The sequence below is a fragment of the Lelliottia sp. RWM.1 genome (assembly GCF_016859735.1).
In the GTDB taxonomy this organism is placed as follows: domain Bacteria; phylum Pseudomonadota; class Gammaproteobacteria; order Enterobacterales; family Enterobacteriaceae; genus Enterobacter.
The window spans coordinates 1-26,246 of the sequence record NZ_WLVC01000055.1 but is presented as its reverse complement, the minus strand read 5'-3'; the positions used below and the strand labels follow the sequence as shown (position 1 = coordinate 26,246).

Genomic DNA, 26,246 nt, shown 5'->3' with positions numbered 1-26,246 from the left:
TACTGTTCGTTCAATAGACGACTGCACAACAGCCTTCAAACCGCGTTGTCTGGTGCAGTCGTCTTCTGAAAATGACATTTATGGCCGCCTCTCGGATGCCTGAAAAACCTCCGTTTTTTGAACACTGATAGATAGCTATATAGCTATCAACCGCGCCCCACCCCGCCCATGTGTTGCTATACTTGGCTCGCAGCCCTAGGCTCAGTCCTCTCCCAGCCACCATACTGGTGATGACACTAGGTTCGTTCTGGCCATGTTATGCAGGGCCACCCCAATACCTCGACAGACCCGCCTACTGGCGGGTCTGTCGTTTCTGGCCCATCCCCAGCAAAGCTAGCTAGATAGCTATCACAGCAGCGCCGTCAGGTACGGTAGCGCCTGCGCCGCAAGCACGCTACCTGCCGCGTTTTCCAACACGGCTTTGATGCTTCCTGCGGTCGCTTTGATGATGGCCCACTTGGGCTTCGGTGATGCAGCCTGAGCCTGCAATGTCGCCAGCTCTGCCTGCAATTCATCGCGCACCTCGGCTTCGATGCGTCCCTGCTGGATGGCATCGCGCAGCAGCTCAATCAAGGCTGACAGCGCAGCCATGTCACCGCCTGTTTGAGTCTGGGTCTGGTTAGAGCTATTCGATCCGATCTGGATTTGGGAGCCGCTTACGTCTCCGAAGTGGTAATGCTGCTGCTGCACCGTCTGCTTCTCCTGCTGAGTGAACGTCATGCCTTCCCCGAGCACGCCTTTAGCCTCCAGATCAAGCGCCCATTCGAGCACCCGACTCCGCACCTTCTCGATGACACCCTGCACCTGCACGGTGGAAAACCTGAGCGCCGGGCGCATCGTCACACCGTTCGCCTCGCGCATCATTTGCATCAGCGTGTGCTCGATGTTGGCCGGAAAGTGGCTGTAAATGCCGGTTGTGCTCTGAGCAAGCTGCATCAGCTCCGGCACCGACTGTCGCACCTCGAAGTCCGACAGCAGCTCGGCCATGTCTGGCGGCGCAAAAAACGGGATCGGGCCATGAATCGGGTTTTCGGCCATCAACTGCCCCTGTACCCGACGATAGTCCGGCACTTCCCCTGAGTAGTAGCCGTTCAGTTCGCTGCTGATCCAATCGACCAGCTCAGGCACGGCCAGACGCCGCGCAACAACCAGCGCACGGCGTAACAAATCGCCGGGCGACACCGAGGCATCAATTGCCGCATTCACCAGTTCCGGGACAAGAGCAGGCATCCTTCCTCCAAATTCTTGATAGCTAGCTATATATCTAGCTCGTTATCATCCGTCATTTCGGGAGCAGTCGCACCGCTTTTGCACCCATCCTCTCTGATAGCTATCTAGCTAGCTATGAAGCTATGTGGCGGCATTGTGGTAACAAGGTGGAAGGCAACACCAAGCCACCACTATAGAGCCACCATCCCGCCACGCTGTCACCACACAGGCAGCACCATCTGACCACCTTGTCACCACCTTCTAACCACCAAGCGCACATCATCCCAACACACTCTCACCACCATATTTAGATAGCTAGCTATCTTGAAAGATATATAGCTATCTCAAGGTATGGGCGTATATGGAGCAGAGTCCACGCTGAATCCCCCCCTCACCAACCCGGCCCCTCTGGCTCGTCGGGGTGCATGTCAGGACGCGCCAGCTCTCGTTCAGCCGCGTCAAGCTGTCGCTGGAATGCCTCGGCCTCGGCTCGTGCTGCTGCGGTGGCCAGCTCGCGGGCCACGTCATCAACCGACCTGCCAGACCGCTCCGCAGCGTCAAGACGCTCAGTCACCGTGCCCTTGGCAATCTCAAGCTGTCCCATCAGCACCACAGCCGACACACCCAGCTCGAACTGCCCGATCTGGAGCATGGCCCGCTCAAATTGAGGCCAACGCGGATCGCGTTCGCCAGTCGTTCGAGCAGGGGAGGGCACCCCACCGGAAGCCACTGACCGATACCGTGACCAGTCTGGCTTTGCCGTTGGCACTGGGACGGGCCTGCGGCGTTCGATCTCCACATTCAGCCGCTCTTGCAGCTCGGGGTTTGCAATCTGCACCCCCATCTCCGCAGCCAGCTCCAGCATCATCTGCTGATACTCAGGTGGCCCGCTGACCGTGACCCGCCCCCACTTCGCCTTCGCCAGTTGCAGCGCCGCCCGTGCCGCATCACGATCATTCGAGGCAGTCACGTCGATCCGCCGACCACAATCAACAAATGCAGGGCCTGTATCATCCGGTCGCCGGAATACAACCTGACGCCCACGCACCTCAGCCACGAACGCCCGGATGTCCCGAGGGGGCAGGGCAGGGGTGTCCGCATCGCCGACCAGCAGCGCCTGATCGCTATTTCGATGTCGCCAAAGTTCGGCCAGTCCTGGCTCATCCAGTCGCCGATACCAGTCCTCCACGCCGGGAAAAGCTGGCAACCGTTTCCGCAGCCGGTGACGCTCGCCGCTCTGCCGCTGGATCAGCTCATCCCGCTCGGCCAGCCACTCAGCGCGTGCAACAGCGCCCAAGGCATACCGATTCCTGCCCGCATGGCCAGCCAGCAGTGCATCGCGCCGCGCTTCGTAGCGTGACCACGCCGCCTCTTGCTCCAACCGATGACGCTCGCGCAGTGCTGCCGTTTCCTGTTTCCGCTCCCGCTCGTACTGTCGCCGCTCGCGCATGTAGTCGCTCATGCGAGGGGCATCCGGCTTGAGTGGCTCCAACTCCCGCTCTGAAATCACCATCCCTTCGGGAGCAGGCTCATATGCACCCAGACGCTTCTCCAACTTAGGCAAGGATGACTTTCGGCAGACTTGGCTGGCCTTCACGGGCGTGTCTCCAACCCAGATCAATGCACCGCTCCCTTCGCGCTCGAAGCGGCACCCCACGGCGGCCAGCTCCGCGTGCAACTGCGCCCAACTCGATGCCGACCGCAAGATCGGCCCGGCAACCTCTTTGGCGGTACGCTCGGCGCTCTGCACGCCTGTGCGAGTTTCGATGTCGATGGCTCGCTGGCTGATCGCGACATTTTCACGTGCCCGAGAGGCGGGGAGGGCGCTACGCAATGCCACGCGCTCCGCCTTCTGCTGCGTTTTCTGCGCCAACTGCTCAGCAAGCTGGCGTGTTCTCAGCTCATCGAGCGCCGCCTGCCGCTGCGCCTTCGTAGCTTCAACAGCCTCCAACTCTCGCCGCTCACGCTCATGCCGTCGGCGCAGCTCTTTACGGTCATCGGTTTGCCGCCGTCTGAGTGCCAAATCAGCCGACCAGCCCGCATCCGGCACAGCCTCACCGTTCTCGGCTCGGTAGGCCAGCGTGCCGTCTGGAAGCACCGTGTATCGAGCATTTTTCTCGGACTTCCAGCCTTGCGCGTGCTCGATCAATGCAATCGCCCGATGCTCCGCTTCCCTCGAGAAGCCACCGTTGATCTTGATGCACTCCAGTCGCTCAGGGTGCATCCGGTTGACTGCTATGTGCAGGTGGTAGTTATCAGTGTCCTCGTGCAGACCATAGATAATCTGACAATCGCTCAACCCAAGCTCCCTGAGCCAGATCGTTATCATCTCCTCGACCTGCTCAGGTGTCGGCTTCTCGCCCTCCCGCAAGCTCAGAACAAAATGCTCCACAGTGTTCTTGCTTCGCGTGGCATCTTCCGAAAGTGCGATCATTTCGCCAAGCTGCATCGACCGTTCAGCAGTGATGAACCCGCGTGCGCCGTGATAGACGCATTTCTCCGTCGCGCTCTCAGTCTGTGGATTGAGGATGTACTCGACCAGCTTGATAATGCGACGATGCTTCGCGGCCTTCGCATCTGGGTTACGAATGTGCTTTGAGATCATGTCCCAGCCTCTTGAAGAGCGCCGCCAGTACACTCCGCGTCGTATAAATCTCTGGGTAGTCCCGACTACGATGCTCTGCGAGGAAATGTTGCAACATCGCCATCAGCGACCGGATACGCCGCTGCATCACGCGATTTATGTTCGCAGACACCGGGCGACCGAATATCCGACGTCGCACGAGTGCGCCGGGTGTAATACCCGCCATCTCCGCATCCAACGCAAGTTGGTCTTTTTCTGCGGGCAGAAGACGCAACGTCACAATAGCTTCCAGTGCCACGCCATCTGACTTTCCAACGAACTCGACAACATCAGCGGCGCGATCATGCCGGACGCGGCTCGGCTTGATCTTTCCGGCCAGTGCCCGAGCGAACTTTTGCAGATCAACAATGGCCTCCGCGAGAGGAGGGAAGTAGGGTGACTGGCTTGCAGCGGAAGCATCCCACGCGGAGCGAACTACAGCACCAAGCCGGATCAACTCTGCAACCAGATCACGATTCACATCACTGACAACGGGAGCGCCGAAGTACAGATCACGGACAAGGGCGCTCATACTGACACCGCGTGCATCCGCCTCGGCACGCAGCGCATCGCGCTCATCTGGCTGTAACCGCAGCGCGAGCTTTGCTGTAAGCGGCTCATCGCCAATGCAAACGAACGGCACCCTTGCGCCCCCCTTGAAAACTGCTTGATAGCAAGCTGCAAACGCCACCCCCGGCGCGAGGGGGCAGGACGAAAGAGCCATCTTGTGAGAAGCGCAGCGCCGAACAAGTGGCGTCCATTGAATGATACAGGTCGGGGCGCGAAGCGTTCCGGCATGTGTCATACAATGGCCGTCCTGCATGTCTGCTTACAGCCATGATTCGGCTATCATAGCGCGTTGCCTCGGAACACGCAAAAGCGTATGATGTCAAGCGAGTTTTGTTGATTACAGGAATGGAGCAAGCACATGGCTACACTCACCGTTGAGCAGGTCGAGCAGATCAGCGCAAAGCTGAAAGAACTGCCTGCCGTTGAGAACAAGAAACGCCCGGTCAGCAAGCAAGAGGCCATCAAGCTGCTTGCAAAGGACATCAAAGCAATGCAGGCCCGTGGCTATACGCTGGAGCAGGTCAGCGAGCAGCTAAAGCAGCTTGGTGTATCTCTGGCAACACCAACGCTCCGCAGCTACCTGAAAAGAGCCGGAAGCGGAACGGCAACACGCAAGAAAGGCAGCGAAGCGGGTAGTGCAACCGCTATCGAAGATCAGCAACAACCTGCTCAGCCAACGGCATAGGTGCATGAAGAGGGTAAATGCGTGGCAACAAGTGAGAGAGCAGAAACAGAGAGCAAAGTAATCAAGGAAGCAATCGTATTGCCTCTAGAACTTCCCATATGGGTGACGAAGAATCCTCTCACTGAGCCAGCTAAAAAGAAGCCGATGACGTTCGTCGAGCGGCTGAAACGATGGATGCAACGATGAACGATCTACAGCGAGCAGCCGCCAGAGCACGCCCCGCGCTTGCCGTTCTGTCCGCCGAGATTGGTGAGCCATCCCCGGATACGGTGCAGGCGCTGACAATCATCAAGCAGATGCTGGACGACATCGAGGCCGGGCAGCATCCACTCGACCGCCCCGACGACTGGCCCCAGCGTGACCGCTGGCCGGATCGTCCGCACTGGGACAGGTGGCGGTGGGCAATCAAGACGCTGGCCGTTGCCAGCGGTACAACCGCCCATTGCTGCCCGAAATATGAATACATGCGCGTCGATACCAGACAGGCGCGGTCTGATGCCCTGACCGTGGCATTGCTTGATGTTGCAGACGTGATCGAGCTGGCAAGCGTCCGAGAGCCTAGCGGCACCATCGACAGCTTCCTCGGCCTGTGTGCGGGCAGGACTACCCCGGCCTTAACCATCGACGACATGAACAAGATTGCGGCGGCAGGCTGGGCCGGTAGTTTCGCCATGACCCGCGAGGAACTGATTGCAGCCGTTCCGGTGCATGAGCGTGATGGCAGACCTCTCTACGTCATTCTCGACGATATTCCTCAACCGTGGCGGGATCAGTTTTGGGCGGCGCTGCGCGGCTCACAATGCCCCAAGGTTGATGGCGTCGAGCGTGCGGCCTACGTTTGGGATTGGCAAAGCTGGGTGCGCGACCTTGAGGACAAGACGTGATCCTGTTCCTCGACTTCGACGGCGTGCTGCATCCCGAATACGATGGCCAGGCCACCCCGGCAGACGTAGTGTTCTGCCACCTGTCACGCTTCGAGGCCGTCATGCGCGATCATCCAGAAGTGGAGATCGTCATCAGTTCGACGTGGCGCGAGCAGTTCCCGCTCGATGACCTGCGGGCGCGGTTCTCGCCCGACATTGCTGCCCGGATCGTCGGAGCAACACCAATCACCCCGCGCATTGATGGCAAATACCTGCCAGCCCGGCGCGAGGGTGAAATCCTCGACTGGTTAAGGCACGCCGAGCGCGAGCATGAGCCGTGGCTGGCTCTGGATGATGCGGCGTGGCAGTTCCAGCGGCACCGCGACCGGCTGATTGCCTGCACTTGGTATGTTGGCTTTGATGACGCCGCAGAGGCGGCGCTGCGGGCGGTGCTAGCCGAGGACAAGGCGTGAGTCGGCCAACTGCATTTGTTTGCGTTTCATCGCAATCATCCTGACCGCGCACGCTCAATGATGTCGGCAACGATCTGATCGACCTCAGCAGCCTGCGCCTCACGCGCCCACCATGCAGGTTTTGCTGCACATGCGTTAAGCACATTGACGATCATCATCAGGATTTCAGGATCGCCGTCATGGGCCACCTGAACGAGCATCGCACCAGCACGGCGGATTTCATCTGAGAGTTGCTGTAGTTCATCAGGTGTCGGCATTGTCGTCATCCTCAAGCGCGGCTTGAACCGTGGCAATCCTTGCCGCTCGACGACGAGCTAGCTCTTCACGCGCCCACTCGCCATCACGTTGCATTTCATCACGCAAAGCATCCAGCTCTGCCGGGGTCAGCAGCCTCACATCACCCGACGCACATCCTTGACTCATTTGCCACCCGAACCGCGATCAGACCTCTGCTGGACAGCCGCAAGTAGAGTGGCATTCTGAGCCTGTACAGCCTCCAACTGACCCGCCAGCTTTGCAGCAGATTCACGGGCTTCTGCCGCATCATGCCGAGCAACCTCCTGAGCCTCTTTTGCCTGCCCCAGCAGCTCGGTAATCCGCGCTGCATCCTGCTCCATCCGCGCCCGGTAATCGGCGTGTGCCTGAGCATCCGCAGCGGCTTTGGCCTTCTGCTCGGCCAACTCACCTCGCAGCGCCTCAATCTTCTCTGCCGCCTCACGACGAGCCACATCAAGCTCGGCCCGTACCGTCTTCGTTTCAGAGTGCGCCTGCTCCAGCTCGCGAGCGTGAGTTTCCGCTGCAACCTTGGCCGCTTGTTCAGACGCCGCCAATCGCTCACGCAACTGAGCCAGCTCATCCCGCAGCGCCTCGATCTTCACGCCTGCGTCGCGACGGGCAGCATCCAGCTCCGAGCGCACGGCTTCGTGGGCATCAGCAGTGGCCCGTGCAGCTTGCTCAGTGGCAACCAGACGCTCACGCAACTGGGCCAGCTCGACAGCCTGCGCCTGCCCATGAGACTGAGCCTCACTGAGCCGCCTTTCCAGCGATTCAACTTCCGCCTGCGACTCGTCCAACCGTGTCTCCAGCTCGTCAACCGTCTGTGCGGCATCGACCAGCTCCCGCTCCGCCTGCTCACGCTGCTCACCAGCAGTGCGCAACACTTCGGCGACCCGGCGCTCAGCAGCCTTGACCGCCTTGTCGTTCAGCTCGACGGCCAACGTCGCAAGTCGCTCTGTCAGCGACTTGGTGACAGCAGCGACTTCCTCAGCCACCTCGACCGGTAGCTCCGCCACAGGCTCAGCCTCCGTCGTGTTCTTCGCAGCCAAATGCTCGTCCCAGACTTGCTTGAGGCGATTGGGGTTGCCGCCACCGACCTTCTGGCGCAGGGCAAAGCCGGTCACATTGCGACCAGCGGCCACAAGGGCTTCACCAGCCGCGACGATCTCTTCCGGGGAAAACTCAGCAGGGCGCATAACCGATCCTCCATCACATGATGGCCTCATTATAACACAACAAACAAAGAAACAAACAAATAAACTAACAAACTAAAAAGGTCGCCTGTCCTCCCGGATGTCGAGCACGAGCTGCCGCCTCGCCTGCGGCGCGTTGGCTGGCCAGCCGCCGACGCCGGAAAGACTGCGCTATTCCGTCGCCGTCGCCCGGCTCCGCAGAGGGCATTGGTGAAGATGCGGACAGACCGCTTCACGCTGGCAGACCTCGGCCAGCAGGACAGGCTCGACGAGATCGTCACCTATGCCGCACGCGGCCTCGAAGACACGTTCGACGTGAACGAACGCTCGAACACGAGCACAGGGAAATCGACGGATGGTGACTTGCATGACTTGGGCCTCCGATGGGCAAGTGAAAACACATCACCATCTTGGCGTCACGACACCACCGGCAGGAAGCAGCAAGCTGCTTTTCAAGTAGCTCCGGTCATTTTTTAAATGCGAGTAGCCGCAAGGGTTGTGGGTAAGTCCGCAGGACTTATCCATCATCCCGCGCAGCGCCCAAAGGGCGCGAAAGAACCGGGTCAAGGGGTTGGTGCGGCCCGCAGCGCAGCGAGGACACGGCCCCTTGACGCGGATGCTGTTGAATAGCCTCTACGTGTGGGTAGGTTCAAGGGCGTAGCCCACCGAGCCTGCCCACGCGGCCAGTCCGGCAAGATCGGACGCGGGAAGCCCGAAACCGGCAAGGTTTCGCGGTCGCCGAAGGCTTGAAATCCACCACTCAAACGCTGGAAACACGCGAGGACGACAACCGCTTAACCGCCGCAACGAAGTCGAGCCGCAAGAGGTGCATAGCCAGATCAATCGCACCGCCACCACCTTTGTCTGCACGGGTATCGAAAAACTTGGCACCAGTCACCAGCAACTCGAAAACCTGGCCACCAACTGCGACATGCAACCGGATCGTGGCCGCATCCTTCACCGGCTGAAAATCCGGATCGAGCTTCCAGTGCAGCCCGAGGGCATCAAGAGCTTTTGTCACAACCATCGACCGAAGCGACTCCAGCAGCTCGGGGCTAAATGATCTCTTTGCCATCACCAACAAACCTCCATCCATCACCCCGAGGGGGAAGCCGCCCGATGGGCGGCAGGGCTACTACTTCGCGCCTTCGGCGCTGCGCGGGATGATGGATAAGTCCTGCGGACTTACCCACAACCCTTGCGGCTACTCGCATTTAAAAAATGCTGGGGCTACTCAAAAGCGAAAGCCCCCCGAACAGCACTACGAAGAATCGACAGGCTCCAAATCCAACCCCTTGGCGATCAAATCAACCACGGAGGCACGGGGGGCAGATACCTGATGTACACCATTCTTAACATCCGATCTGGGTGCTGCGACCACCTCCAATACGGCGACAACTGCTGGCTTGAGCACTTCGGTCAGGACATGCTTGTAGGCCGCGACGGTCTGTCGAGAGAGGCCCGCCAGACGCGCAATAGCGGCTTGAGTGAGGGTTTCGCCCTTCTGCTGGAGCTGGCGGCAGGCAGCCCGAACCTTGGACTCTGTGGCCTTCTGCCTGACCTCGTGCGTGCGTGCGGCTGCAAGTCGCTGCCGCTCAACCAGCGGCAAGTCCCTGTCGAGCTGCATCACGCCTCGATGGCAGCGGCTATCACCCCGGTAACGATCCCATGTCCAGCGGGCGACCGATTTCACCGTGGCACGCAGCGAGGACCACGACAGGTCTTCGGAGAAACCGAAATGATGGAAGTTGTTCAGGTTGTGCGCGTAGGCTTCCAGCAACCGCGTGAAGGTTGAGAATGACCCCCTCTCACGCTCGCGGTTGACGATGGAATAGGCGTAGTAGCGCAGGTACTCGAACAGGATGCAGTGCCGCGAATGGCTTACCTCATCGAGCCGTGGCTTTTTACCCCACGGCGGCGACTTGACCAGCTCCACATAGTCGGCCAGCTCGCCCAGCTCATAGATGTGGCTGTGCAGTTCGTGAGTGAACCACCACGGATGGCCGGGGGTTTTGGCGACCGGCCCGCTGTGGAACTTCATGTCCGCGTCCAGACGGATGGCGAACGCCTCATAGACGGCTTTCATGTACTGGATGGGTTTGCTGCGGGCCGCTTCGGTCGTGCAGACCGGGGGGATGGCGTAGTACAGGTGGCTATGGCCACTCTTCCGGTTGCGCACGATCAGGTTGGGGGCTGGCAAGCCCGCATCCTCCCAGATGAGCGCGTTTGAGTGGTCAAGGTCGAAGATCAGCCAGCTCACCATGCCCGGTCGATTGACCTGCATGTAGGGATAGCGAATCGCGTACTCACGAGGACGGATGCGCGTGGCGGTCTTATCGTCGGAGCACCGGGGCAGGTACGGGGCTTCAAGCAGCACGCGATTCAGGGCGGTGCCGCCCTGAAAAAAACGCTGTGTCGGTGCTTCGTCGCGTGCTGCGACGGTGGATTGTCGAGCCATACCCCTCCGCTGCCCGCGCAAAAACGCGGGCAAAAACTTGCCTACCGGGGGGTTGGGACGTAGAATGAGGGCCTGTGATGGTTCCCTCGGGTGAGACACGACCGCCAAGTCGATAGCCCCTCCGGCTTTTCCTTCTACGTCTCAACGCCCCCCGAAACTTTGCACAAAGCCCCGCGCCAACGGGGCTTTTGCTTTTTCGGTGCCTTGTCTCTGGTGCTACTCGATAGCCAACTCCGGTTTATCCCCGTTGCACGGGGAACAATCAAATATCCAGCTCTGTCTGCTTGCCCCGCTTCGTGCGTGGCACCCAGCCATTAGCGTCTACTTCAAACTTGCTCAGACCACAGACCTGCAAAGCAGAGATAGCGCCATCCACGGACTGGAAGTAACGAACCCCAGTCCGAGCCGCGCTAAAAATCCGCTCCCCAGCAGCCGTGCGGATAACCGCAATCAACCCTTGACCGGCTTCATCCATACGGACAACCACAGACTCAATAGCACCTGCGCTTGCCAGCTCACGAACAATGGGGACAGTCACTGTTGCCCGTTTTTCTGTCATAGCCACGGTTTATACACTCCAATAGACATAAACGCAAGATATTCAATATCGACATGGACTAGAGTCCATGTTGAGCGCCTTAAGTTGAATTAGATAGCTATCTAGCTAGCTAGCTATCATTCGATCCCGAAATGCTGTTTGAGCAACCGCTCAACGATCTCGGTTTCCGTCACCCGATGGCCCGGCACTGACTCGGCGCTTGCGGCATCCTTGAGGGCTTTGGCGATGTCCCACCGCATCCGAAAGAGCTTCTGCACGGTCGGCACGGGAGGCTCATCTGCGGCAGGTGCCGCAGGCTTGGGTGCATCCCGATGCGCCTTGTCAGCAACATCTCCCGCTCCACCTTCCAGAAAAGCGGTCGGGTCTTTCAGTGGGGTGGCAATGCCTGTGAGGTCAGGTTTTCCGCGCATCTTCTTCACGCCGTCACCTCCTTGAAGAAGGCTTCCATTTCCGCAATCGCAGCCTGATCCTTGCCCAGCTCCTGCACGATCGCACCTTCGCCGATGGCGCGACGGAAGGCCACGCGCTCGCAAACCTTGGTCGGCAGCACAGTCAGCTCCTGCTCGGCCAGAAACTCCAGCATCTCAGCAGCGTCCTTGGTGCGCGGATCGACGCGGGTCAGCAACACGCGCACATCGAGGTCGGGGTTGTAGTCACGAGCCAGCTCGACCACTGTCAGCAGATCGGTCATGGCTGCGGCATCGAGGTTAGAAGCACCAATCGGAATAACTGCGCGTTGGGCGAGCAGCAGAGCGGAACGCAGCCCCACCGAGTCGCGGCCACCGGCATCCACCACGACATGCGCGAAGCCGCTGGCAAGCTGCTTGCCTTCGGCCAAGATCGCTTTGCCCGCGAGGCATGTCGTCGTCGGGCTGGGTGTGTAGCCCTCGTTCTCTCGCCGCCACGCGGCCCAGCTCGCGGCACTCGCCTGCGGGTCGCCGTCAATCAGCAAGGTCTTGCCCTGCCGGGCCAGCATCGTGGCGAGATGGACGGCGGTCGTGGTCTTTCCCACGCCGCCTTTGGTATTGACCACAGCAAAGATCGTCACGTCATCATCCTCCAGAGTTGAGCTAGATAGCTAGCTATCACAAGACACAACGAGATTATAGAGATAGCTAGCTAGCTATCACAAGAAGGAAACGAAAAATAAATATTTTTATGGTCTATAGTCCGTCTTCAAAACCATAAAACCCTTTATTTATGCGGGATTCAGCGGTGTTTTATGTCCATGATTTAGATTTTGCATACCGTTGCAGCGATACGCGACAACACCTAGAATGACGGCATCTTGACCAATTTTGGGAGCTGGCAGCGATGGCACAGATGCCGTTTTCTCCGTGCGATGACGCAACGAATTGCACCGATCACAGCGTCGATATGCTGCGCAGCATCTTCGGCCCGGTGATTGACGCGCTGGTCACGGGAGCCGACCCGGATACCGTCAGCGCCGCGAGCAACGTCATCGCGACCATGATGGGCTTCTTTAATAGCGGCATCCTGATCGTGGGCACGCTCATCGTCAGCTACGTCGCAGTCATGGGAACGCTGAACACAGCCAACGATGGCGAAGTGATGGGACGCAATTGGTCATCGCTGTGGACACCCGTGCGGATCGTGGCCGGGGGCGCGGTGCTGCTCCCCACGGCTAGCGGTTTCAGCTTCATCCAGCTTGTCGTGCTGATGTTTGCGCTGTGGGGGGTAGGCTTTGCCAACGGCACTTACAAGACCGGGATGGCGATTGGCGTGCTGAATCCTGATGGAGTCGTGCAAGGAGTCAATGATCCGGGGAGCTTCTACGGGCTGCGCGACTTCGGTAAGCAGTACCTCGCCGCATCCTATTGCGCCCGCGCAGCAAACCAGATTTATCCCGGCGCGCAGGTTAGTGCAGCCCCCAGTGCCGACAAAACCAGTACGAATGGCGGGCGCACCGAATACCTCTTCCATATCAAGGATCGAAACGCCACGACGAACTTGGGGGGTGGAGAACCGCTGTGCGGCACTGTCAGCATCAGCCAGTACGCCGCCCAGCCCGCAAAAGACACAACCGGGATTGAAGCAGCTCTGGAGCAGCTCCGAGTGGCGGCGCAGAACGCCAAGATTCAGGCCGCTACCAAACTCATGGGCGATCTGGAGGCATGGGTAAACACATGGCCGAATGACATCTCGGGTGATTGGTCAAACGTGGATTCAGCAACGTTCAACGAACTGGTGAATGCCGCGGAAACTCAAGTAGCAGCGGCCCTCATGGCTGCACTGAGTGACACAACTGGTGTGAAATCAGGATTCCAATCGCTCGCCACGTCACTGACGGATGAAGGCTGGGCGATGTCTGGAGGCTGGTATCAGCGCGTCGGAGAAGTACGTGGGCGCATCACAGCCATCACATCGGAGTCGGTTGGCTCTGTCTCTGCCCCGTCGCTGTCCGCACTGCCCGCTGATGCAGCGGCCAGCCGACTTATCGGATCGGTGACAACGGTAACTGAGGCCATCAGCAAAAAGTCGGAAGCGAAGGGAAATTACAAGGCTCCGACCAGCGGCCCCGGCGACCTCACCAGCGTAATCCCCAAGGACGCTCAGTCCGACATCAACATCGGCTCGATTAACGCCGATTTCGACGCCAAGGTGAGCCTCTGGATCAACAGCTTGATGGAAAGCATGGTCGAGATGGCGACCGGCGCGAACACCTCTGGCACCACACCTCTCTGCGGCACCGCTGGCCAGATGGGAGGCTCTCTCAACCGCATGAAGTGCGTCGGTGACTACCTCACGGTTGCCCGCGCCGGGATCGGCGCGGCAGATGTGGCGATCAAGACGGGAGCGACCGCGTTGCGCGTCGTCGCTGGCACGCTCTCATCCGTCAAAGGCGTCGGCACCGGCCTCGATCTCGACAAGGTTGTGACGCCGATCTGGGATTGGGTGATCGAGGTGCCCGTCAAGCAGCTTGCCATGATGGCCTCGTACATCGAACCGATGGCCTTCTACTTTGGCGTTTTTCTGCCCAGCCTGCCCTACGTAATTTTCATGACAGTGGTGGTCGGCTGGATTCTGGCGGTGCTCCAGTCGATCATTGCTGCGCCCCTGTGGGCGGTCATGCACATGACACCTGACCGCACTTTTGTCGGCAGCCAATCGCAAGGCTACCTGCTACTGCTGTCGCTGTTCGCCCGCCCGGCGCTGGCCGTAGTCGGCCTGTTCGCCGCCATGCTCGTCAGCGATCCGATCATCGACTTCATTGCCAAGGGCTTCTTTGCCATGCGCGGTGCAGTGGTGACATCGACTGGGACGGTCGGTGCAATCGCGTCATTCCTGAGCTTTGCTTGGTGGTTCATGGTGTTCGGGCTGACCCTCCTGCCCGTGCTTTACATGACCTTCGGCCTGCCACAAATCCTCCCGGATCATGTGCTGCGCTGGATCGGCGCTGGCGTGAGCGACCTCGGCGAAACGCAAGCAGTTGGACAGATGCGCAGTGGTATGGCCCATGCGGCATCCAGCGGCGCTCTACCAAGCGGGGGAGGAAGTCCGTCGCGACGTATTGGTGGCCACGGTGGAGGCGAGTTGCTCCCCGGCAATGGCAGTGGAGATACGCCGCCCACTGGCAATGGCGGAGGCGTTCGCGGTAGCACGACGCCAAAACGGGCACTGCTGAGTGCAGGCGACCAAGGCGTTGCCCCGCCAGCACCGGATGCTTCTGTACCGCCGCCTCAATCGGATAACCGCTCCGGTAGGCAAAAAGTCAGCGATGCTGCTGGAGTCGGGCTGGGCCGCGCCATCACCGGCACCGTAGGTGCGAGCGCCCGGAGTGTAGCTCGTGCCACTGATGCAGCGATCTCGACCGGCAGTGCCGGAGTCGCGGCATTCCGAGATGCAGCCAATAGCGGCGCAAGCCTTGGGCAACGTGTCCGAGCAGGTCTGGCTGGTGCAGGCGCAGCCGCCGTTACTGGATTTGGCGGTGCCGCGACCGCCTCCGCCAATGATTACGCCGCATCAGGCCGCACGGCCCTTGCCGAAGGTAAAGCAGCCTACTCCGAAGGAGCCGACGCACGCATCGCAGCCTACAAGGCGTCGCTGCACGGCGAAACCGTCAGCACAGGCAGCGAAGGCGTCATTGGCGACTCAGGGAGCATTGACCAGTCTTATGACAGCCGCTACTCGGCTCCCCCGACCGATACCGATAGCGGCGAACCCTCGCCGGACAAGGAGTGATGACTATGTACAAAACCGATGAGGCGTACACAGCCGAAAGTCACGGATTGGTTGTAGGCAAAGCCTACGGTGTTCGACAAGGTTACGACTCTGGATGGAACGATGCCATCGCTCATGTGCAGCTTCAATTCGACGCAGCACTCCGCGAGCAGCGCGAGCTGGCCTATGCACTCAATGCCCTTTCGGTCATCGCGTATTCCGCGCTGGCGGCATTGAAAGCAGCTCCTGAGCAGCATCGCCTCATGGCGACGGACATCTACGCGAAAGAGGTCAACCGGCTTATGAAGGCGGGCCCCAAAGCCCCCGGCGCGATTCGCGCTGTGCCGCACACCGACCCAGCACTGCTTGCTCGTGAAAGCGACATTGCTCACCTCATGCAGCAATGGTTCGAGCACTCACTGGCGCTGGCGAAACAGCAGCAGCACCACCACGAAAACGACTCTCCCAGCCCGTAAAGGAGGCCAGATGAACATGATCGACACCACCGTTCCAACCACAGTGCTGGCCATCCTTCTGGCTGTCGCGGACACCGTGCTGGCCCAGCGCAAACGGCGCAAAAACCACCGGAGGGCACACGCATGAGTATCCTGAATGGAGCAAAGAAAGCTGCGAAATTCACTTTCGTTTCAATGCCGCTATCCATTTTGGGCTGGGGGCAGCTCAAGCGGAATCACGGTTTCATCCGTGACCTTTGGCATACCCTGCGGAATCCTCGATGCCCTGAATGTGGGCGTGGAGTCATGCACCGACCAGCCAACGCTCAAGCTGACGACACTGCGCTTTACCCTTGGGAATGCTCCGCACGTTGCGGATTTGGCGTACTAGCCCCAGAAGACCCTGCCGAAATCCGCCGCATTGTTGATGCGCGAATGGAGGTTCGAGGCAAGCAACGACTGGCCTTTCTTGAGGATAAGGAGCGCAGCAAGTTGATTCGTAGCCATCTGCTCAAATCAAGAGGCTATTGGATCGTTGTCGCGCTTGTCTTCTTGATGGCCGCATGGCAACTGGCTGTGGGCGCTCCACTGATGGTTGTCCTGAGCGTGCTGTGCATGTGCCTGCCGTTCTCTGTCCATGCAATCCGCTGGAGCTATCGGGCGTGGCAAGTGCGCTCCGGCACGCTGTTCGTGGAAGGCGCATTTGGCCGCTACGTCCGCGACATGCTCTGGGTTCGGGGGATTCAGTGATGGCCCAGATTCAATCCATCCTACGTCGCCTTGGCCGCGAGCGTGTTACCAACATCTGCTGCGTGCTCGGGACATGTCTCGCCTTGTTCGTCGAGCGCGATGCGCTGATGAATGGCCCGCCTGCTGCCCAGCTCGGAACCATCGCCCTCGCCATCGTTGTCCCGATCTTGTACCTGACGCCGCTGGTCTGGCTCGTTTACCGCTACCTCGTGAGGCCCGCCCATGAAAACCGCTGACAGCTATCTCGTACTGCGCGTCTCGTGGCTGCGCGAGCACGATCAGGTTATTGCTGAGCTGGCCGAGCTGTGGCTCGACCGGCAGGCCAAGCAGCAGCCTGACCCCAAGCCCATCAAGCCCATGCGCATCAGGGCACAGCACAACAGCGACATCAGGAGCCATGCCCATGCGTAGCAAGCACTTCATCACAATTGCTGCGGTGGCGTTTTCCAGCGTCGTCTGCGGCCAGATGCCCGTCCCGCTGCTCGACAACGAGCCAGCCGCACCCAACGCAACACTCTGGGCCGTGGCTGGCCCGATGTTGCAGGCCGCGCTGGAGTGCCGCGAAGACCTGCCCGACCATCCAGCCACACGCGCCCTGCTGCCACGCAAACCAGCAGGCGAGGAACAGCACTACCGGCTGACACCGCCCAACGGGTTCAAGGTATTCGGTCTGCCGGTGGCCGAGATTGAGGTCTGGGTCGATGACGGCAACGGCGAACTGGGCCACGGCTACACCTCACACATCCGAGGCAGGACGCTCGCCGAAGTCGCCAAGGCTGCCAAGCTGAACAAGGGTCGTTCGTTCCCCAACCGCAAAACCCCGATGGGTGGCCTGATGGCCGATCAGCCCTTCGGGCCGGAATCGGTGCAACTGACCTGCACCATTGACGGCAGCTACGCCGCCCACGAAAACGAGTACCGGGAGCCATGACCATGCACAAGCTGCTTGCTCTGGCCGCACTGGTGGCCGTGACTCCGGCGCTGGCCGATACCTGCATGGTATCCCCCACCGAAAAGCAGACCGTCTCCGGGCGCTTCGGCAAATTCCGGGGCGGCGGTGCAGGGAACTTCGGTAGCGCCAACCAGAAGCCGCACATGCACGATGGTCTGGACTTCTCGACCAGTGGCGCGTCGCAGCCTCTGTACGCCACAACGGACGGCAAGATCACCTTCATCGGCAACCGGCGCTCGGCAGGCAACGCGATCCTCATCGAGCGCAGCAATGGCGACGTGGTGGCGTACTACCACATGAGCGGCTTTGCCACCGGCTTGAAACAGGGCATGGAGGTCAAAGCCGGGCAGTACATTGGCCTGTCCGGCAACACCCCCAGCGACGCGATGGTGAAGCACCTGCACTTCACCTACGGCACCGCGCAGAAAGATGAGGCCCGCGCCAAGGCTTTCACTCAGAGCGCATCGAAAGGCACCTTCAACCCCGGCCAACTCCCGTCCGCCTTCAACCAGCAACAGGGGATCGGCTGGAAGACCGACCCAGCCCCGTATTTCTGCGCGACTTTCCCGATCCAAGACGGCAACCCGCAGCACTACCCGATTCTGGGCAAGGACACCAAGGAACAGCACGCGATCCTGTTTGGTAGCGTCCCTCCGGGCGGCGTGGCCCCGAACGTCAAGTTCGAGCCAGCACAAGTCGCTGCGGCGAATGCGGACGCGGCGCTGGCCGCTGCCGAGGGCAAGTCTCCCGCCGAGTGGCTGTCTGACAAGGACGGCTACGGCACGCTACCGACCGCGCCGATTGGTGGTTACGACACGATGTCCACTCACGAAATGCTACTGACAGAGGCGGGGCGTCGGTTCAGCGACGCCGAATGGAACAACAACATCACCAAGGTATCCAGCCGGGCGCTCTGGGTAGATTTCAACCGCGCAGTAGGCGTCAGCAACTACATGGCCGAAGCGATCTATCGGAAAAAGGAGCGGGTCGAAGCCCTGCTGGCTATCTACACGTCACAGAAGACCGAGCGGCTGCGCAAGCAGACTGCCGCAGCACATGATCGGGCGCAACGCGGTGACGTTTCGCGCAGCATCAACTGAGGGCGCTCCAATGTACAACGCACCATCTATCGACATCGCCACGATGCCTATCGCAGACAAGGTGCATCGCTATGCAAACGCCAAGTACTACAAGGCCCTGCTGGACGCACTGCAAGCCGCAGCAAATGAGGTTGGGTGTGATTTTGCACTGTCATCTCGTGATGCTGCATACATCCCGGAGGACATCTATGAGCATCTGGCCTTTAACTTGGTATTGGCCCGTGAGCAGTATCTAAGGCCAGCCATTGGCTCAATTGCCCATTATGAGAATGCAGAATCCGGCATGAAAGATGGCTATGCCCATCTACTGCTCAGGGATGTCTTGTCGGCCCTCTCAGAACTGGGCCTGAAATGGAGGATCAGGAGCATCGAGTATTACGACCGGGAAGGCTTACAACGGGCACAGGCTCGCCGTACAAATGGGGGGTTCCCACCCCTGCCAGAGCCTGCTGCATCAGCTCCATCCATTAAAGCCGATGTGTCCAGGCTGGCAGATGAGTTTTTCAACGGGCTGGATACGCCCAAGGAGGACATCCCAACATGAGTACAACTGCCAAGATCGACTTCGCGCCGGGCCTGTTCGATGAAGCTGTGCCGCCCGAAGAGAAGAAACCCACCCCTAACTTGGAAGACTCTTTTCCGAGCACCTACAAACCCAAAAGCTTTTGGTGGTGGTACAGAAAGCAAATCCTCACCACGCTCGCGCTGCTGACAGCGGCTGGAGCTGCCGCGTACTTTGTCATCAACCACCAAGCGGACACATCGCCGGTTGTTGAAGGCCCGTTCCTGCTGCCCACAATTAACCAGCCGAAGGCACAACCTGTCCTCACAACATCGGCTCGGTCATGCTACGGAGACGAAGCCATCTGCACGACAGCCGTCACTGATCGCCCTGCCGACATGATGACCTCGCTGGTCGCCATGTTGCCGAAGGCGGAAAAAGACAGGCGATACCGGGTGTCGGTCGTCATCGAGGAACTGGGCGAATGGCCTCAATCTGGCGACTGAACGAGGATCGTGTCGAGTTCGAGCGGGTAACGTCCGCTGTACTCGATGCCGATCCTGATGGCACCTACGTCATCCAGCAACCGGACAACACATTCCGGCTGCGCATCGGCAACGCCCCCACTCTCGCAGTCGGCGAGCGGTTCACCGTGGCGGGCATCGAGTTCGACACCGCCGAGATCGAGTGTCTGCATTTCGCAGATTGCGTATAGTCACAGCTATCAGCCAATCAAGAGCACCAAACAATGCAATTCAAAGTCACGCTCTACGTGAATAAGTCGTTGGGCGGGATCACAGTCGAAGGGAACACCGTCCAATGCCTCCGGCGGACAGACGAGCGCACAGCCACAGGACGCCGACGCCAGCGAGTCATCTGCACCATCGACCGCTGGGCATCGGAGCTTTCCGCCGAAGCCCGCGAACTGCTCACCGAAGAAGAGCAAGCGGAATGGGCCGCATGGAAGGTTAAACACGATGCGGAGTACCGCAAAAAGCAGCTTGGTATCGCCCTAGATGCCGTCACCAAGACGATGGAAGCGGCCACCACGGCGCTACGCGAGTGCGTGGCTAAACCTGCTGACCCCGCTGCAATGTGGGCCGCCATCGAGGCGCTATCTGCCGAACTGGAGAAGGCTGGCCACGAGAAACCTAAGCGGCCACGAGGCCGCCCACGGACGAATGATGACGACGACGATCAACTCATCGAGCACTGGCCGATGGGCACTCAGCCGCCTCTGCCGAATTTCGCCCCACCGGGCACAGAGGCACACCGCCAGTACCAGAGCCTGCTCGACAACTTTGAGGCATATCGCCGGGCAAATGAAGATAGCTAGCTATATAGCTATCTAAAATGGAATGCTCTCATCCCACGGAAACCGTGCAGCCTGCTGCTCTGCCACCTTGGCCTGAGCCTTGATCTTCGTTTCCAACGCCTTGATGAAGCGGATGGATGCCGCAACGTGGTTGAAGATCAGCAGGCTTTCCTCGTAGTTCAGGATCGGGTTGTCGTGTGCAAGGCTCTTGTTGTTGCGCACATCATTGAAGGCTTCCAGCACTGAGATACTGGACTTCAAAATGCGCTCGGTCATGGCCGACTCAAGGTGGCCACCTTCCCGGAGCGCCTTGACGTACTCGCCGAAGACACTGTGCAGCGGCTTGTCACGAGTGATCGTGATGCCGTGCGGCTCGCACGTCACACGGATGAACTTGTTGACGAAGGTATGTAGTCGATCCAGCCCGCCCTCGGGCTGGTTCTTCTCGATGGCTTCGCGGACATGCTCTGCCACCACCTCGAAATCCCGCTCATCTGCGATGGCGGTCAGCGCATCCAGCTCGGCCACCGGCTGGTCACTGAGAAGACGCTGGGCAATCTTTCGGCAGTCGTCGATCAGCAGCGGATTGCTGTCGCCAAAGCACTGCTCATCGGTCGCATACTCGATCAGCCCGCCAATGACCCGCCCCACGACATGATTGCCATCCACATCCCAGAAGGTACGCATCCGATTGGCCTTGGACGTACCCCGCGCCTTGTACCGTTCGGCATCAATCTCGACCCGGTACTCATCGAAGAAGTCACCGAAGGTGCGGTCAGAGAAGTTCAGGACATAGCCGCCACCCATACCAAGCAGCTTTTCCAGCTTGCGACGCTCACTTCCGCTCAGATCGGACATAGCTCCCCTACGCCATCTTGATCCACGCCATACCGACAAGGGCCGTCAGGACAAGCCCGGCAAGCACGGTGCTGGCATAGTGGATATACAACCGCCGCAACGCCCAGCGCACAGGCCGGGCTTCTGCCCGTCTCTGCTCGGCAATGAGTTGGGCACAGGCTCGATCACGGGCCTGCAACTCCGATGTGGCACGTTCCTCGGCGTAAAGAACTGCGGCCAGATAGTCGAGCATCCGGTGCTCGGTGATGTTCTGCTTCCACGTCTCGACTTTGACTAACGCTCCGGCCAGCATGGGTCTGGATCGGCCTTCGCGATGCTCGGGGTCGGTGTAGTCGAAGACCAGACCGAACTGCTCATAAAACCAGTTGCGCCGTGCCTTGTTGTCACCATGCCCCTGTCCGGCCAGCAGCTCGATACCATTGACGGTCGCCTCGGGCCACTGCTGCACCCACTGGACGATCTCATTCATCAGATAGGTGCCGATACGCTGACCATCCAGCCCCGGCAAATCAAGGAATACAGCCCCTTTCGACATCGAGGTCGAAGTCAGCGACACAGCGTTGAAGTTGCGCGAGTAGCTGCCATCAAACCGCCCTTTTCCACCATCCCGGTGCGAAAACTTGGCTGTGATGTGCTGGTAGGAAAGCCGAATGGACGCCTCGTAGATCGTCCCATCCCGAGGATCGCGCCGATAGGTTTCCTCCCGCTCGACAAGCACCCAGCCCAATGCCTTGTCATCCGGGCGATCCTTGTCTTTGATCTCCAGCACGAGGATGCGCGGCTTTACGCTCTGGCCCTCGCGCCACCCGTTGTCGAAAGAAGGCAGCGCCATCGTCTAAGCGGTCTGCTTGATCTCGTCGGCCACTTGGCGGCAGACGGCCCGGACATCGAGCGAACCAGATGCGATAGCCTCAAGGGTGCCGTCATCAAGCGACTGCACAATTCGGGTAGCCCGGCGCTCCAGCTCCTGACGAGCGATGCGCTCCCAGTCGCTGACCTCCAGCAGTGATGCCAATGCCGCTTCATCAGCGCGTCCATACCCGCGCAAGACCTCTGAAAGCGCATCAGTTGTGGTTGTCACCATCGTCCGGCCTCCAAGCCCGAATGATCGAGAACGGGCAATCAGCCCAGTCGTGCCGCCTCGGCGGCGATGTGCCCAGCCAAAGCCGACACGAATGTCTTGAGGCTGGTCATCGACGACAGCTCCGTGAAGTTGCCAGTATCCACCGCACTGCGTTCTGCCGCGATGACGGCAGCGGTCGTGTAGAGCTGCTCCTGCACCAATCTCTGACACAGCAAGTCATACCGCGTGAGATACGATGCCCCCTTGAACTCCTCGAAGACCGGGAAGTGCGGCGACGAGTCCCGAACGGGACGGCGGGACTCCGGCGCATCTTCGACCATCATCAGCCAGCCGACGAACGGGCGTGGCTGCTTGCCGAATGCCTCTTCCCGGTAGGCTGTCCAGAGGTCATGAGCTGTTCCGATGGCTTCCTCGGTACGGTTGTTGAAATTGTTGCTGAACGATGGCCCGACGTGGCTTTTCAGTTCGATGGCAGCGATCAGCTCGCCCTTGTAGATCACCAACAAATCCCACAGCTTTGTCGGGCGGAAGTAGCCGGGCAGGGTCAGCATCGCCCGGTTCTGGTGAATCTCGGCGTGGGCCAGACCATTGGCCTTGATGACATCGAGCACCAAGGCCAAGAATCCGTCCATGTTCTTGCCGCCTGTGACGCCAGCGCGTTCACCTTGGTCGGCCTTGCCTGACTCAATCTGCTTTTGCCGTGCAGCTTCACGGTTGCCCCAAAACGCCTTTACGGCGTCGCGGGCCTTCTGTTCGTAATCGACAAGATCAAGTGCCATTTATTCTCCATTGCCCCCAAGGGCAGATCGTTCTTCGTGGCTCAGCCCGTAGAGCCTGAACACAGCCCGGTTGCAGGCTTGCACGTCCCGCTTGATGGCTGCCTCAGCCAGCTCGCGGCGTAGCGGTTCAGGCACATCGGCCCAGCGTGGGATACGGATGCGGCGCAGGTATTGCGCTTGGAAGCGCAAGAAGCCACCTCGCATTTTCGTTGAGTACGTGGCCACGAACAGGCGCGAGACAGCGGACAGCAGCACAGCTTGCAAGGCCCGCAAATCCCAATCGTCCGAGGTAACGTAGTAAAGGTTATGGCTTGGATACAGCTCGCCGCCCTCGAAAACAATGTGCGACTCACCCTTGATGTCAGGGATCAACAGCTTGGGCCTCGCAGCCAGCGCCGGGGTAATACGGTCAATCGTGCGATACCAGTTGGCAGGAGCCTTCTTCGCGCAATGCCGACCGGCAATCACATCCCGGCGAGCCTCAAGGTAGCGGCGCAGACGCGGATACTCGCCAAGATCGACCAGCCCTCCAGACTCGGCGAAGGGGTTGATGACCCCCTGACCACGCCACTGCACTTCGCCGGTCATGATGTCTTTGGTTGTCACCAGCGGCAGCTTCCGATCAGGCTCGACATCCAGCGACTCGAAGTCGCCGATGAATGCCTTGTCAGCGCCGGTCGCAACACCAATGCCAACCTTGCACCCAGCCTCCTCGAGCAGTGGGAACGCGCCCTCCAGACGGCGAATAAGCGCCATCTGGTCAGAAGACTCCAGCAGCCACGGCTCCGCACCATTGGTCACACGGGCGAGTTCCCGCACCGGGCCAGCATCCTTCGGAAGTGTCGGTGCCGACAGCAGGCCAGCCAGCGTGGTCAGCGTGGCCCGGTCTATGGACGGGCGGTGTGCGATGCGCGTCGCCCCGCCCCCCTCACGGCTGATGATGGTGATGGCCGGATAGGCGATTACATCGGAATGGAAGGCCGGTGTATCCACCATATCGACATAGACTTTCAGGTGGAACCGTTCGGCAACAAGGCTACGCAGTGGCCCACCGTAGCGGTTCTTCATCCAGCGATCCGCGCAGATAAAGCCCAGATTGCCGCCAGCAGACAATGCCGTCAGCGACCGCTCGATGAAGGGAATGTAGATGTCCGCCCGGTCATACATCGTCTGATAGCGGCTGCGGTACTCGGCCAGCAACGGGGCCGGAATCAGCTCAGGTCGAACGTAGGGAGGATTGCCCACCACGAAATCGAACTGGCCCTCCAGCGGAGCCAGCAGGAAGTCACCCTGCAACAGCCAGCGGTCAGCCAAGGCCGTCGCAGCATTCGCCGACAGCCCCTCACGCTTGAGCAGCGCGACAACGGCAGCGTAGGTGCTGCGGAAGGTGTCGTGGTGCAATTCCACCGCCCGGATGGCGTCGCCCAAATCATCGACCTCAGTACCATTGGGCCTTGCTGCTCGCCATGCACTCAGCAGCCGCAGAATGATCGGCAGCAAGAAGTCCCCGCCACCGAACGACGGTTCCAAAAGCCGTTTTTCGTGCAGCGGTTGATCCTCGGTATAGCCAGCCAGGTCGAGGATGAAATCGACCACCTCAGAGCGCGTGAAAATAGCCCCTCGAGCCTCGAGCCCCCCTTCCGTTGCCAACGCCTCGGTCGCGGCCATGACAGGGCATACAGCAGCGGCAACAGGCTTATGAGCAACACTTGGCGCAAATGCCATGAATGACGACCTCACTAAATCATCGGCGATGCGCCGCGCTCTGGGCGCACCGCACCAACGTGCTTGTAAATGGTGGCGCGTGAAACGCCATAGCGTTTCGCCACGTCGGCGACCTGAATATCAGGATCACGCAAAAGCGCCTTGATCTCACGGACTTGCTTGGCGTCCAGCGCGGGCTTTCGCCCGCCCTTGCGACCACGAGCACGAGCAGCAGCCAAGCCTGCTTGAGTCCGCTCCCGAATTAGATTCCGCTCGAACTCGGCCAAGGCCGAGAACAAGTGGAAAGTCAGCTTCCCAGTTGCACTGCCAGTTTCGATCCGTTCCGTGACGCTCTCGAAGCCAACACCGCGCTGCTCCAACTCCCCCACGATGCGAACCAGATCGGGGAGCGAACGGCCTAACCGATCCAGACGCCAGACCACCAACGTGTCTCCCGCACTCAGGGCGCGAAGACAGTAATCCAGAGCAGGCCGATCAGCAGACTTCCCGCTGACCTTCTCTTCGTAAATGTCGGCACATCCGGCACGGGTCAAAGCATCCCGTTGTAGGTCGAGCCGCTGGTCATCCGTTGAAACGCGGGCATAACCAAGACGCTTTCCCATACCTTTACCAAGCGTAGATAAACAGACGGATATTTTTACACATAAAGACCGATTCCACACGGGCTTTATTGTCGTTTTCAGAAGGCGACTGCACGAAATATCAGGAGTCGGCTGCACTGCCAGAACTGGCCGCCTGCAAGGCAGCGTAGAGAGCGGTTTTTCCTACCTTGAGGCGTGCGGCGGCCTCGCGGACATTCAAGCCGTTGGCGACAAGCTCCCGCGCTCGTTGCAACTTGTCGGCAGTGACAACCGGCTTGCGTCCGCCTTTGCGCCCGCGTGCGGCGGCAGCGGTCAACCCGGCCTTGGTGCGCTCGCGGATCAGGTCGCGCTCGAACTGGCCCAGCGCACCGAACACATGGAAGATGAGCCGTCCGCCCGGCGTGGTGGTGTCGATGTTTTCAGTCAACGAGCGGAAGCCGACGCCCCGTGCTTCCAGCTTGCCGACCGTCTCAATCAGGTGCGGCAGGGAGCGGCCAAGCCGATCCAGCCGCCAGACGACCAGCACATCGCCATCGCGCAGATAAGCCAGCGCATCGGCCAAGCCGGGCCGGTCTGCCTTGGCCCCGGATGCCGTGTCCTCGAAAACCCGTTCGCAGCCTGCATTGCGCAGCGCATCCGTCTGCAAGGCGGTGTCCTGTTCCGCCGTCGATACCCGCGCATAGCCGATGAGTGCCATTTCCGCCAATTTGTCCGTTATACCGTCCGCCTATCTTATTGTCCGTCATCCCGTTGCGCAAGATGTTTTCGGACAGGCGTCCGGTTTGGCCGCCTAATGATCGTTTGGCGGACAAGGCGGCTGGCGTCAGCCGAAAAGCTCGCTGTGCGAGCCAAGCCGCGCCAGGCGCAGGATGTCGGGATCGGACTTGCGGTAGATCAGCAGCAGGTCGGGCTTGATGTGGCATTCACGGTAGCCCGCCCAATCGCCGGAAAGGTCGTGATCGCGGTAGCGCGCATCGAGGGGCTGATCGGTCGCCAGCGCGACCAGAACCGGCTTGAGGTCATCATTCGTGCAGCGGACTCCTGATACTGTTCG

At 60.0% G+C, this 26,246-nt stretch carries 34 protein-coding genes; 15 read left to right on the top strand and 19 right to left on the bottom strand.

Annotated features, from left to right (window positions below):
- Positions 1-348: 348 nt before the first annotated feature.
- The 3 genes from GF617_RS24055 to GF617_RS24045 all read right to left on the bottom strand — a co-directional run bounded on the left by GF617_RS24055 (position 349) and on the right by GF617_RS24045 (position 4,475).
- Positions 349-1,230, bottom strand: coding sequence for a hypothetical protein (locus tag GF617_RS24055; RefSeq protein WP_158656461.1), 882 nt, complete (start codon positions 1,228-1,230; stop codon positions 349-351).
- Between the two features lie 370 nt (positions 1,231-1,600).
- Positions 1,601-3,814, bottom strand: a complete 2,214-nt coding sequence (locus GF617_RS24050) for a relaxase/mobilization nuclease domain-containing protein (RefSeq protein WP_103828300.1) — start codon at positions 3,812-3,814, stop codon at positions 1,601-1,603.
- Positions 3,792-4,475 (bottom strand): oriT recognition protein, encoded by a 684-nt coding sequence (locus tag GF617_RS24045; protein ID WP_309228335.1) that lies wholly within the window; start codon positions 4,473-4,475, stop codon positions 3,792-3,794. The genes GF617_RS24050 and GF617_RS24045 overlap by 23 nt, the downstream gene beginning before the upstream one ends.
- 285 nt (positions 4,476-4,760) lie before the next feature.
- Between GF617_RS24045 and GF617_RS24040 the strand changes: the two genes are divergently transcribed.
- The 3 genes from GF617_RS24040 (at position 4,761) to GF617_RS24030 (ending at position 6,423) form a co-directional block, all read left to right on the top strand.
- Positions 4,761-5,087: a hypothetical protein gene (locus GF617_RS24040; RefSeq protein ID WP_016245695.1), complete on the top strand. Its 327-nt coding sequence runs from the start codon at positions 4,761-4,763 to the stop codon at positions 5,085-5,087.
- A 182-nt stretch (positions 5,088-5,269) separates the two neighbouring features.
- Complete coding sequence (locus GF617_RS24035; RefSeq protein WP_203452591.1) at positions 5,270-5,971, top strand: hypothetical protein; 702 nt, start codon at positions 5,270-5,272, stop codon at positions 5,969-5,971.
- A complete protein-coding gene (locus tag GF617_RS24030) occupies positions 5,968-6,423 on the top strand; it encodes an HAD domain-containing protein (protein ID WP_203452590.1) in 456 nt (151 codons plus the stop codon). The genes GF617_RS24035 and GF617_RS24030 overlap by 4 nt, the downstream gene beginning before the upstream one ends.
- Positions 6,424-6,458: 35 nt before the next feature.
- Here GF617_RS24030 and GF617_RS24025 read toward each other — a convergent pair whose 3' ends face one another.
- From GF617_RS24025 to GF617_RS24015, 3 genes are read right to left on the bottom strand one after another with little or no spacing between them, the layout of a single operon-like run.
- Entirely contained in the window at positions 6,459-6,680 is a 222-nt protein-coding gene (locus GF617_RS24025; protein WP_024943286.1) for a hypothetical protein, read from the bottom strand.
- Positions 6,667-6,846, bottom strand: a complete 180-nt coding sequence (locus GF617_RS24020; RefSeq protein ID WP_105447013.1) for a hypothetical protein — start codon at positions 6,844-6,846, stop codon at positions 6,667-6,669. Before GF617_RS24020 ends, GF617_RS24025 begins: the two co-directional genes overlap by 14 nt.
- Positions 6,843-7,925 (bottom strand): DNA-binding protein, encoded by a 1,083-nt coding sequence (locus tag GF617_RS24015; protein WP_239006605.1) that lies wholly within the window; start codon positions 7,923-7,925, stop codon positions 6,843-6,845. The genes GF617_RS24020 and GF617_RS24015 overlap by 4 nt, the downstream gene beginning before the upstream one ends.
- Positions 7,926-8,102: 177 nt before the next feature.
- Between GF617_RS24015 and GF617_RS24010 the strand changes: the two genes are divergently transcribed.
- Positions 8,103-8,369: a hypothetical protein gene (locus GF617_RS24010; RefSeq protein ID WP_203452589.1), complete on the top strand. Its 267-nt coding sequence runs from the start codon at positions 8,103-8,105 to the stop codon at positions 8,367-8,369.
- A gap of 283 nt (positions 8,370-8,652) precedes the next feature.
- On the opposite strand, the gene GF617_RS24005 is transcribed toward GF617_RS24010, so the two are convergent.
- From GF617_RS24005 to GF617_RS23985, 5 genes are all read right to left on the bottom strand, one after another.
- Positions 8,653-8,967, bottom strand: a complete 315-nt coding sequence (locus tag GF617_RS24005) for a hypothetical protein (RefSeq protein WP_203452588.1) — start codon at positions 8,965-8,967, stop codon at positions 8,653-8,655.
- Positions 8,968-9,153: 186 nt separating this feature from the next.
- Positions 9,154-10,350: a replication initiation protein gene (locus GF617_RS24000; protein WP_203452587.1), complete on the bottom strand. Its 1,197-nt coding sequence runs from the start codon at positions 10,348-10,350 to the stop codon at positions 9,154-9,156.
- A 262-nt stretch (positions 10,351-10,612) separates the two neighbouring features.
- Entirely contained in the window at positions 10,613-10,915 is a 303-nt protein-coding gene (locus GF617_RS23995; protein WP_016245687.1) for a hypothetical protein, read from the bottom strand.
- A 110-nt stretch (positions 10,916-11,025) separates the two neighbouring features.
- Positions 11,026-11,328 (bottom strand): hypothetical protein, encoded by a 303-nt coding sequence (locus GF617_RS23990; protein WP_203452586.1) that lies wholly within the window; start codon positions 11,326-11,328, stop codon positions 11,026-11,028.
- Positions 11,325-11,957: a ParA family protein gene (locus GF617_RS23985; protein WP_015060204.1), complete on the bottom strand. Its 633-nt coding sequence runs from the start codon at positions 11,955-11,957 to the stop codon at positions 11,325-11,327. Before GF617_RS23985 ends, GF617_RS23990 begins: the two co-directional genes overlap by 4 nt.
- Before the next feature lie 266 nt (positions 11,958-12,223).
- Between GF617_RS23985 and GF617_RS23980 the strand changes: the two genes are divergently transcribed.
- The 11 genes from GF617_RS23980 to GF617_RS23930 all read left to right on the top strand — a co-directional run bounded on the left by GF617_RS23980 (position 12,224) and on the right by GF617_RS23930 (position 20,186).
- Positions 12,224-15,112 (top strand): DotA/TraY family protein, encoded by a 2,889-nt coding sequence (locus tag GF617_RS23980; protein WP_203452585.1) that lies wholly within the window; start codon positions 12,224-12,226, stop codon positions 15,110-15,112.
- A 5-nt stretch (positions 15,113-15,117) separates the two neighbouring features.
- A complete protein-coding gene (locus GF617_RS23975; protein WP_146054388.1) occupies positions 15,118-15,567 on the top strand; it encodes a hypothetical protein in 450 nt (149 codons plus the stop codon).
- Between the two features lie 123 nt (positions 15,568-15,690).
- A complete protein-coding gene (locus GF617_RS23970) occupies positions 15,691-16,296 on the top strand; it encodes a hypothetical protein (RefSeq protein ID WP_103828296.1) in 606 nt (201 codons plus the stop codon).
- A complete protein-coding gene (locus GF617_RS23965; protein ID WP_103828297.1) occupies positions 16,296-16,532 on the top strand; it encodes a hypothetical protein in 237 nt (78 codons plus the stop codon). Before GF617_RS23970 ends, GF617_RS23965 begins: the two co-directional genes overlap by 1 nt.
- A complete protein-coding gene (locus tag GF617_RS23960; RefSeq protein WP_058177637.1) occupies positions 16,519-16,707 on the top strand; it encodes a hypothetical protein in 189 nt (62 codons plus the stop codon). The genes GF617_RS23965 and GF617_RS23960 overlap by 14 nt, the downstream gene beginning before the upstream one ends.
- The gene (locus GF617_RS23955; protein ID WP_103828298.1) at positions 16,700-17,227 is read left to right on the top strand and encodes a hypothetical protein; all 528 of its coding nucleotides are present in this window, start codon (positions 16,700-16,702) and stop codon (positions 17,225-17,227) included. Before GF617_RS23960 ends, GF617_RS23955 begins: the two co-directional genes overlap by 8 nt.
- Before the next feature lie 2 nt (positions 17,228-17,229).
- Positions 17,230-18,348 carry a M23 family metallopeptidase gene (locus GF617_RS23950; RefSeq protein ID WP_223949406.1) on the top strand — a complete coding sequence of 373 codons (1,119 nt, stop codon included), beginning with the start codon at positions 17,230-17,232 and terminating at the stop codon, positions 18,346-18,348.
- A gap of 10 nt (positions 18,349-18,358) precedes the next feature.
- Positions 18,359-18,892 (top strand): hypothetical protein, encoded by a 534-nt coding sequence (locus tag GF617_RS23945; RefSeq protein ID WP_055434563.1) that lies wholly within the window; start codon positions 18,359-18,361, stop codon positions 18,890-18,892.
- Complete coding sequence (locus tag GF617_RS23940; protein WP_015060235.1) at positions 18,889-19,356, top strand: hypothetical protein; 468 nt, start codon at positions 18,889-18,891, stop codon at positions 19,354-19,356. Before GF617_RS23945 ends, GF617_RS23940 begins: the two co-directional genes overlap by 4 nt.
- The gene (locus GF617_RS23935; protein ID WP_015060234.1) at positions 19,335-19,565 is read left to right on the top strand and encodes a hypothetical protein; all 231 of its coding nucleotides are present in this window, start codon (positions 19,335-19,337) and stop codon (positions 19,563-19,565) included. The genes GF617_RS23940 and GF617_RS23935 overlap by 22 nt, the downstream gene beginning before the upstream one ends.
- 33 nt (positions 19,566-19,598) lie before the next feature.
- Positions 19,599-20,186, top strand: a complete 588-nt coding sequence (locus tag GF617_RS23930) for a hypothetical protein (RefSeq protein ID WP_016245702.1) — start codon at positions 19,599-19,601, stop codon at positions 20,184-20,186.
- 12 nt (positions 20,187-20,198) lie between these two features.
- On the opposite strand, the gene GF617_RS23925 is transcribed toward GF617_RS23930, so the two are convergent.
- From GF617_RS23925 to GF617_RS23890, 8 genes are all read right to left on the bottom strand, one after another.
- Positions 20,199-21,023: an abortive infection family protein gene (locus GF617_RS23925; RefSeq protein ID WP_015060232.1), complete on the bottom strand. Its 825-nt coding sequence runs from the start codon at positions 21,021-21,023 to the stop codon at positions 20,199-20,201.
- A 7-nt stretch (positions 21,024-21,030) separates the two neighbouring features.
- Entirely contained in the window at positions 21,031-21,855 is an 825-nt protein-coding gene (locus GF617_RS23920; RefSeq protein ID WP_203452584.1) for a hypothetical protein, read from the bottom strand.
- Positions 21,856-21,858: 3 nt separating this feature from the next.
- Positions 21,859-22,107: a hypothetical protein gene (locus GF617_RS23915; RefSeq protein ID WP_103828299.1), complete on the bottom strand. Its 249-nt coding sequence runs from the start codon at positions 22,105-22,107 to the stop codon at positions 21,859-21,861.
- Between the two features lie 38 nt (positions 22,108-22,145).
- Positions 22,146-22,886, bottom strand: coding sequence for a type-2 restriction endonuclease (locus tag GF617_RS23910; RefSeq protein ID WP_004356305.1), 741 nt, complete (start codon positions 22,884-22,886; stop codon positions 22,146-22,148).
- Positions 22,887-24,611 (bottom strand): Eco57I restriction-modification methylase domain-containing protein, encoded by a 1,725-nt coding sequence (locus tag GF617_RS23905; protein WP_203452583.1) that lies wholly within the window; start codon positions 24,609-24,611, stop codon positions 22,887-22,889.
- Positions 24,612-24,625: 14 nt separating this feature from the next.
- Positions 24,626-25,213 carry a recombinase family protein gene (locus GF617_RS23900; RefSeq protein ID WP_011222055.1) on the bottom strand — a complete coding sequence of 196 codons (588 nt, stop codon included), beginning with the start codon at positions 25,211-25,213 and terminating at the stop codon, positions 24,626-24,628.
- A 100-nt stretch (positions 25,214-25,313) separates the two neighbouring features.
- Positions 25,314-25,889 (bottom strand): recombinase family protein, encoded by a 576-nt coding sequence (locus tag GF617_RS23895; protein WP_001173919.1) that lies wholly within the window; start codon positions 25,887-25,889, stop codon positions 25,314-25,316.
- A gap of 126 nt (positions 25,890-26,015) precedes the next feature.
- Positions 26,016-26,246 (bottom strand): type II toxin-antitoxin system YafQ family toxin (locus tag GF617_RS23890; RefSeq protein WP_239006604.1); only part of this gene is annotated, 231 nt, incomplete at its 5' end.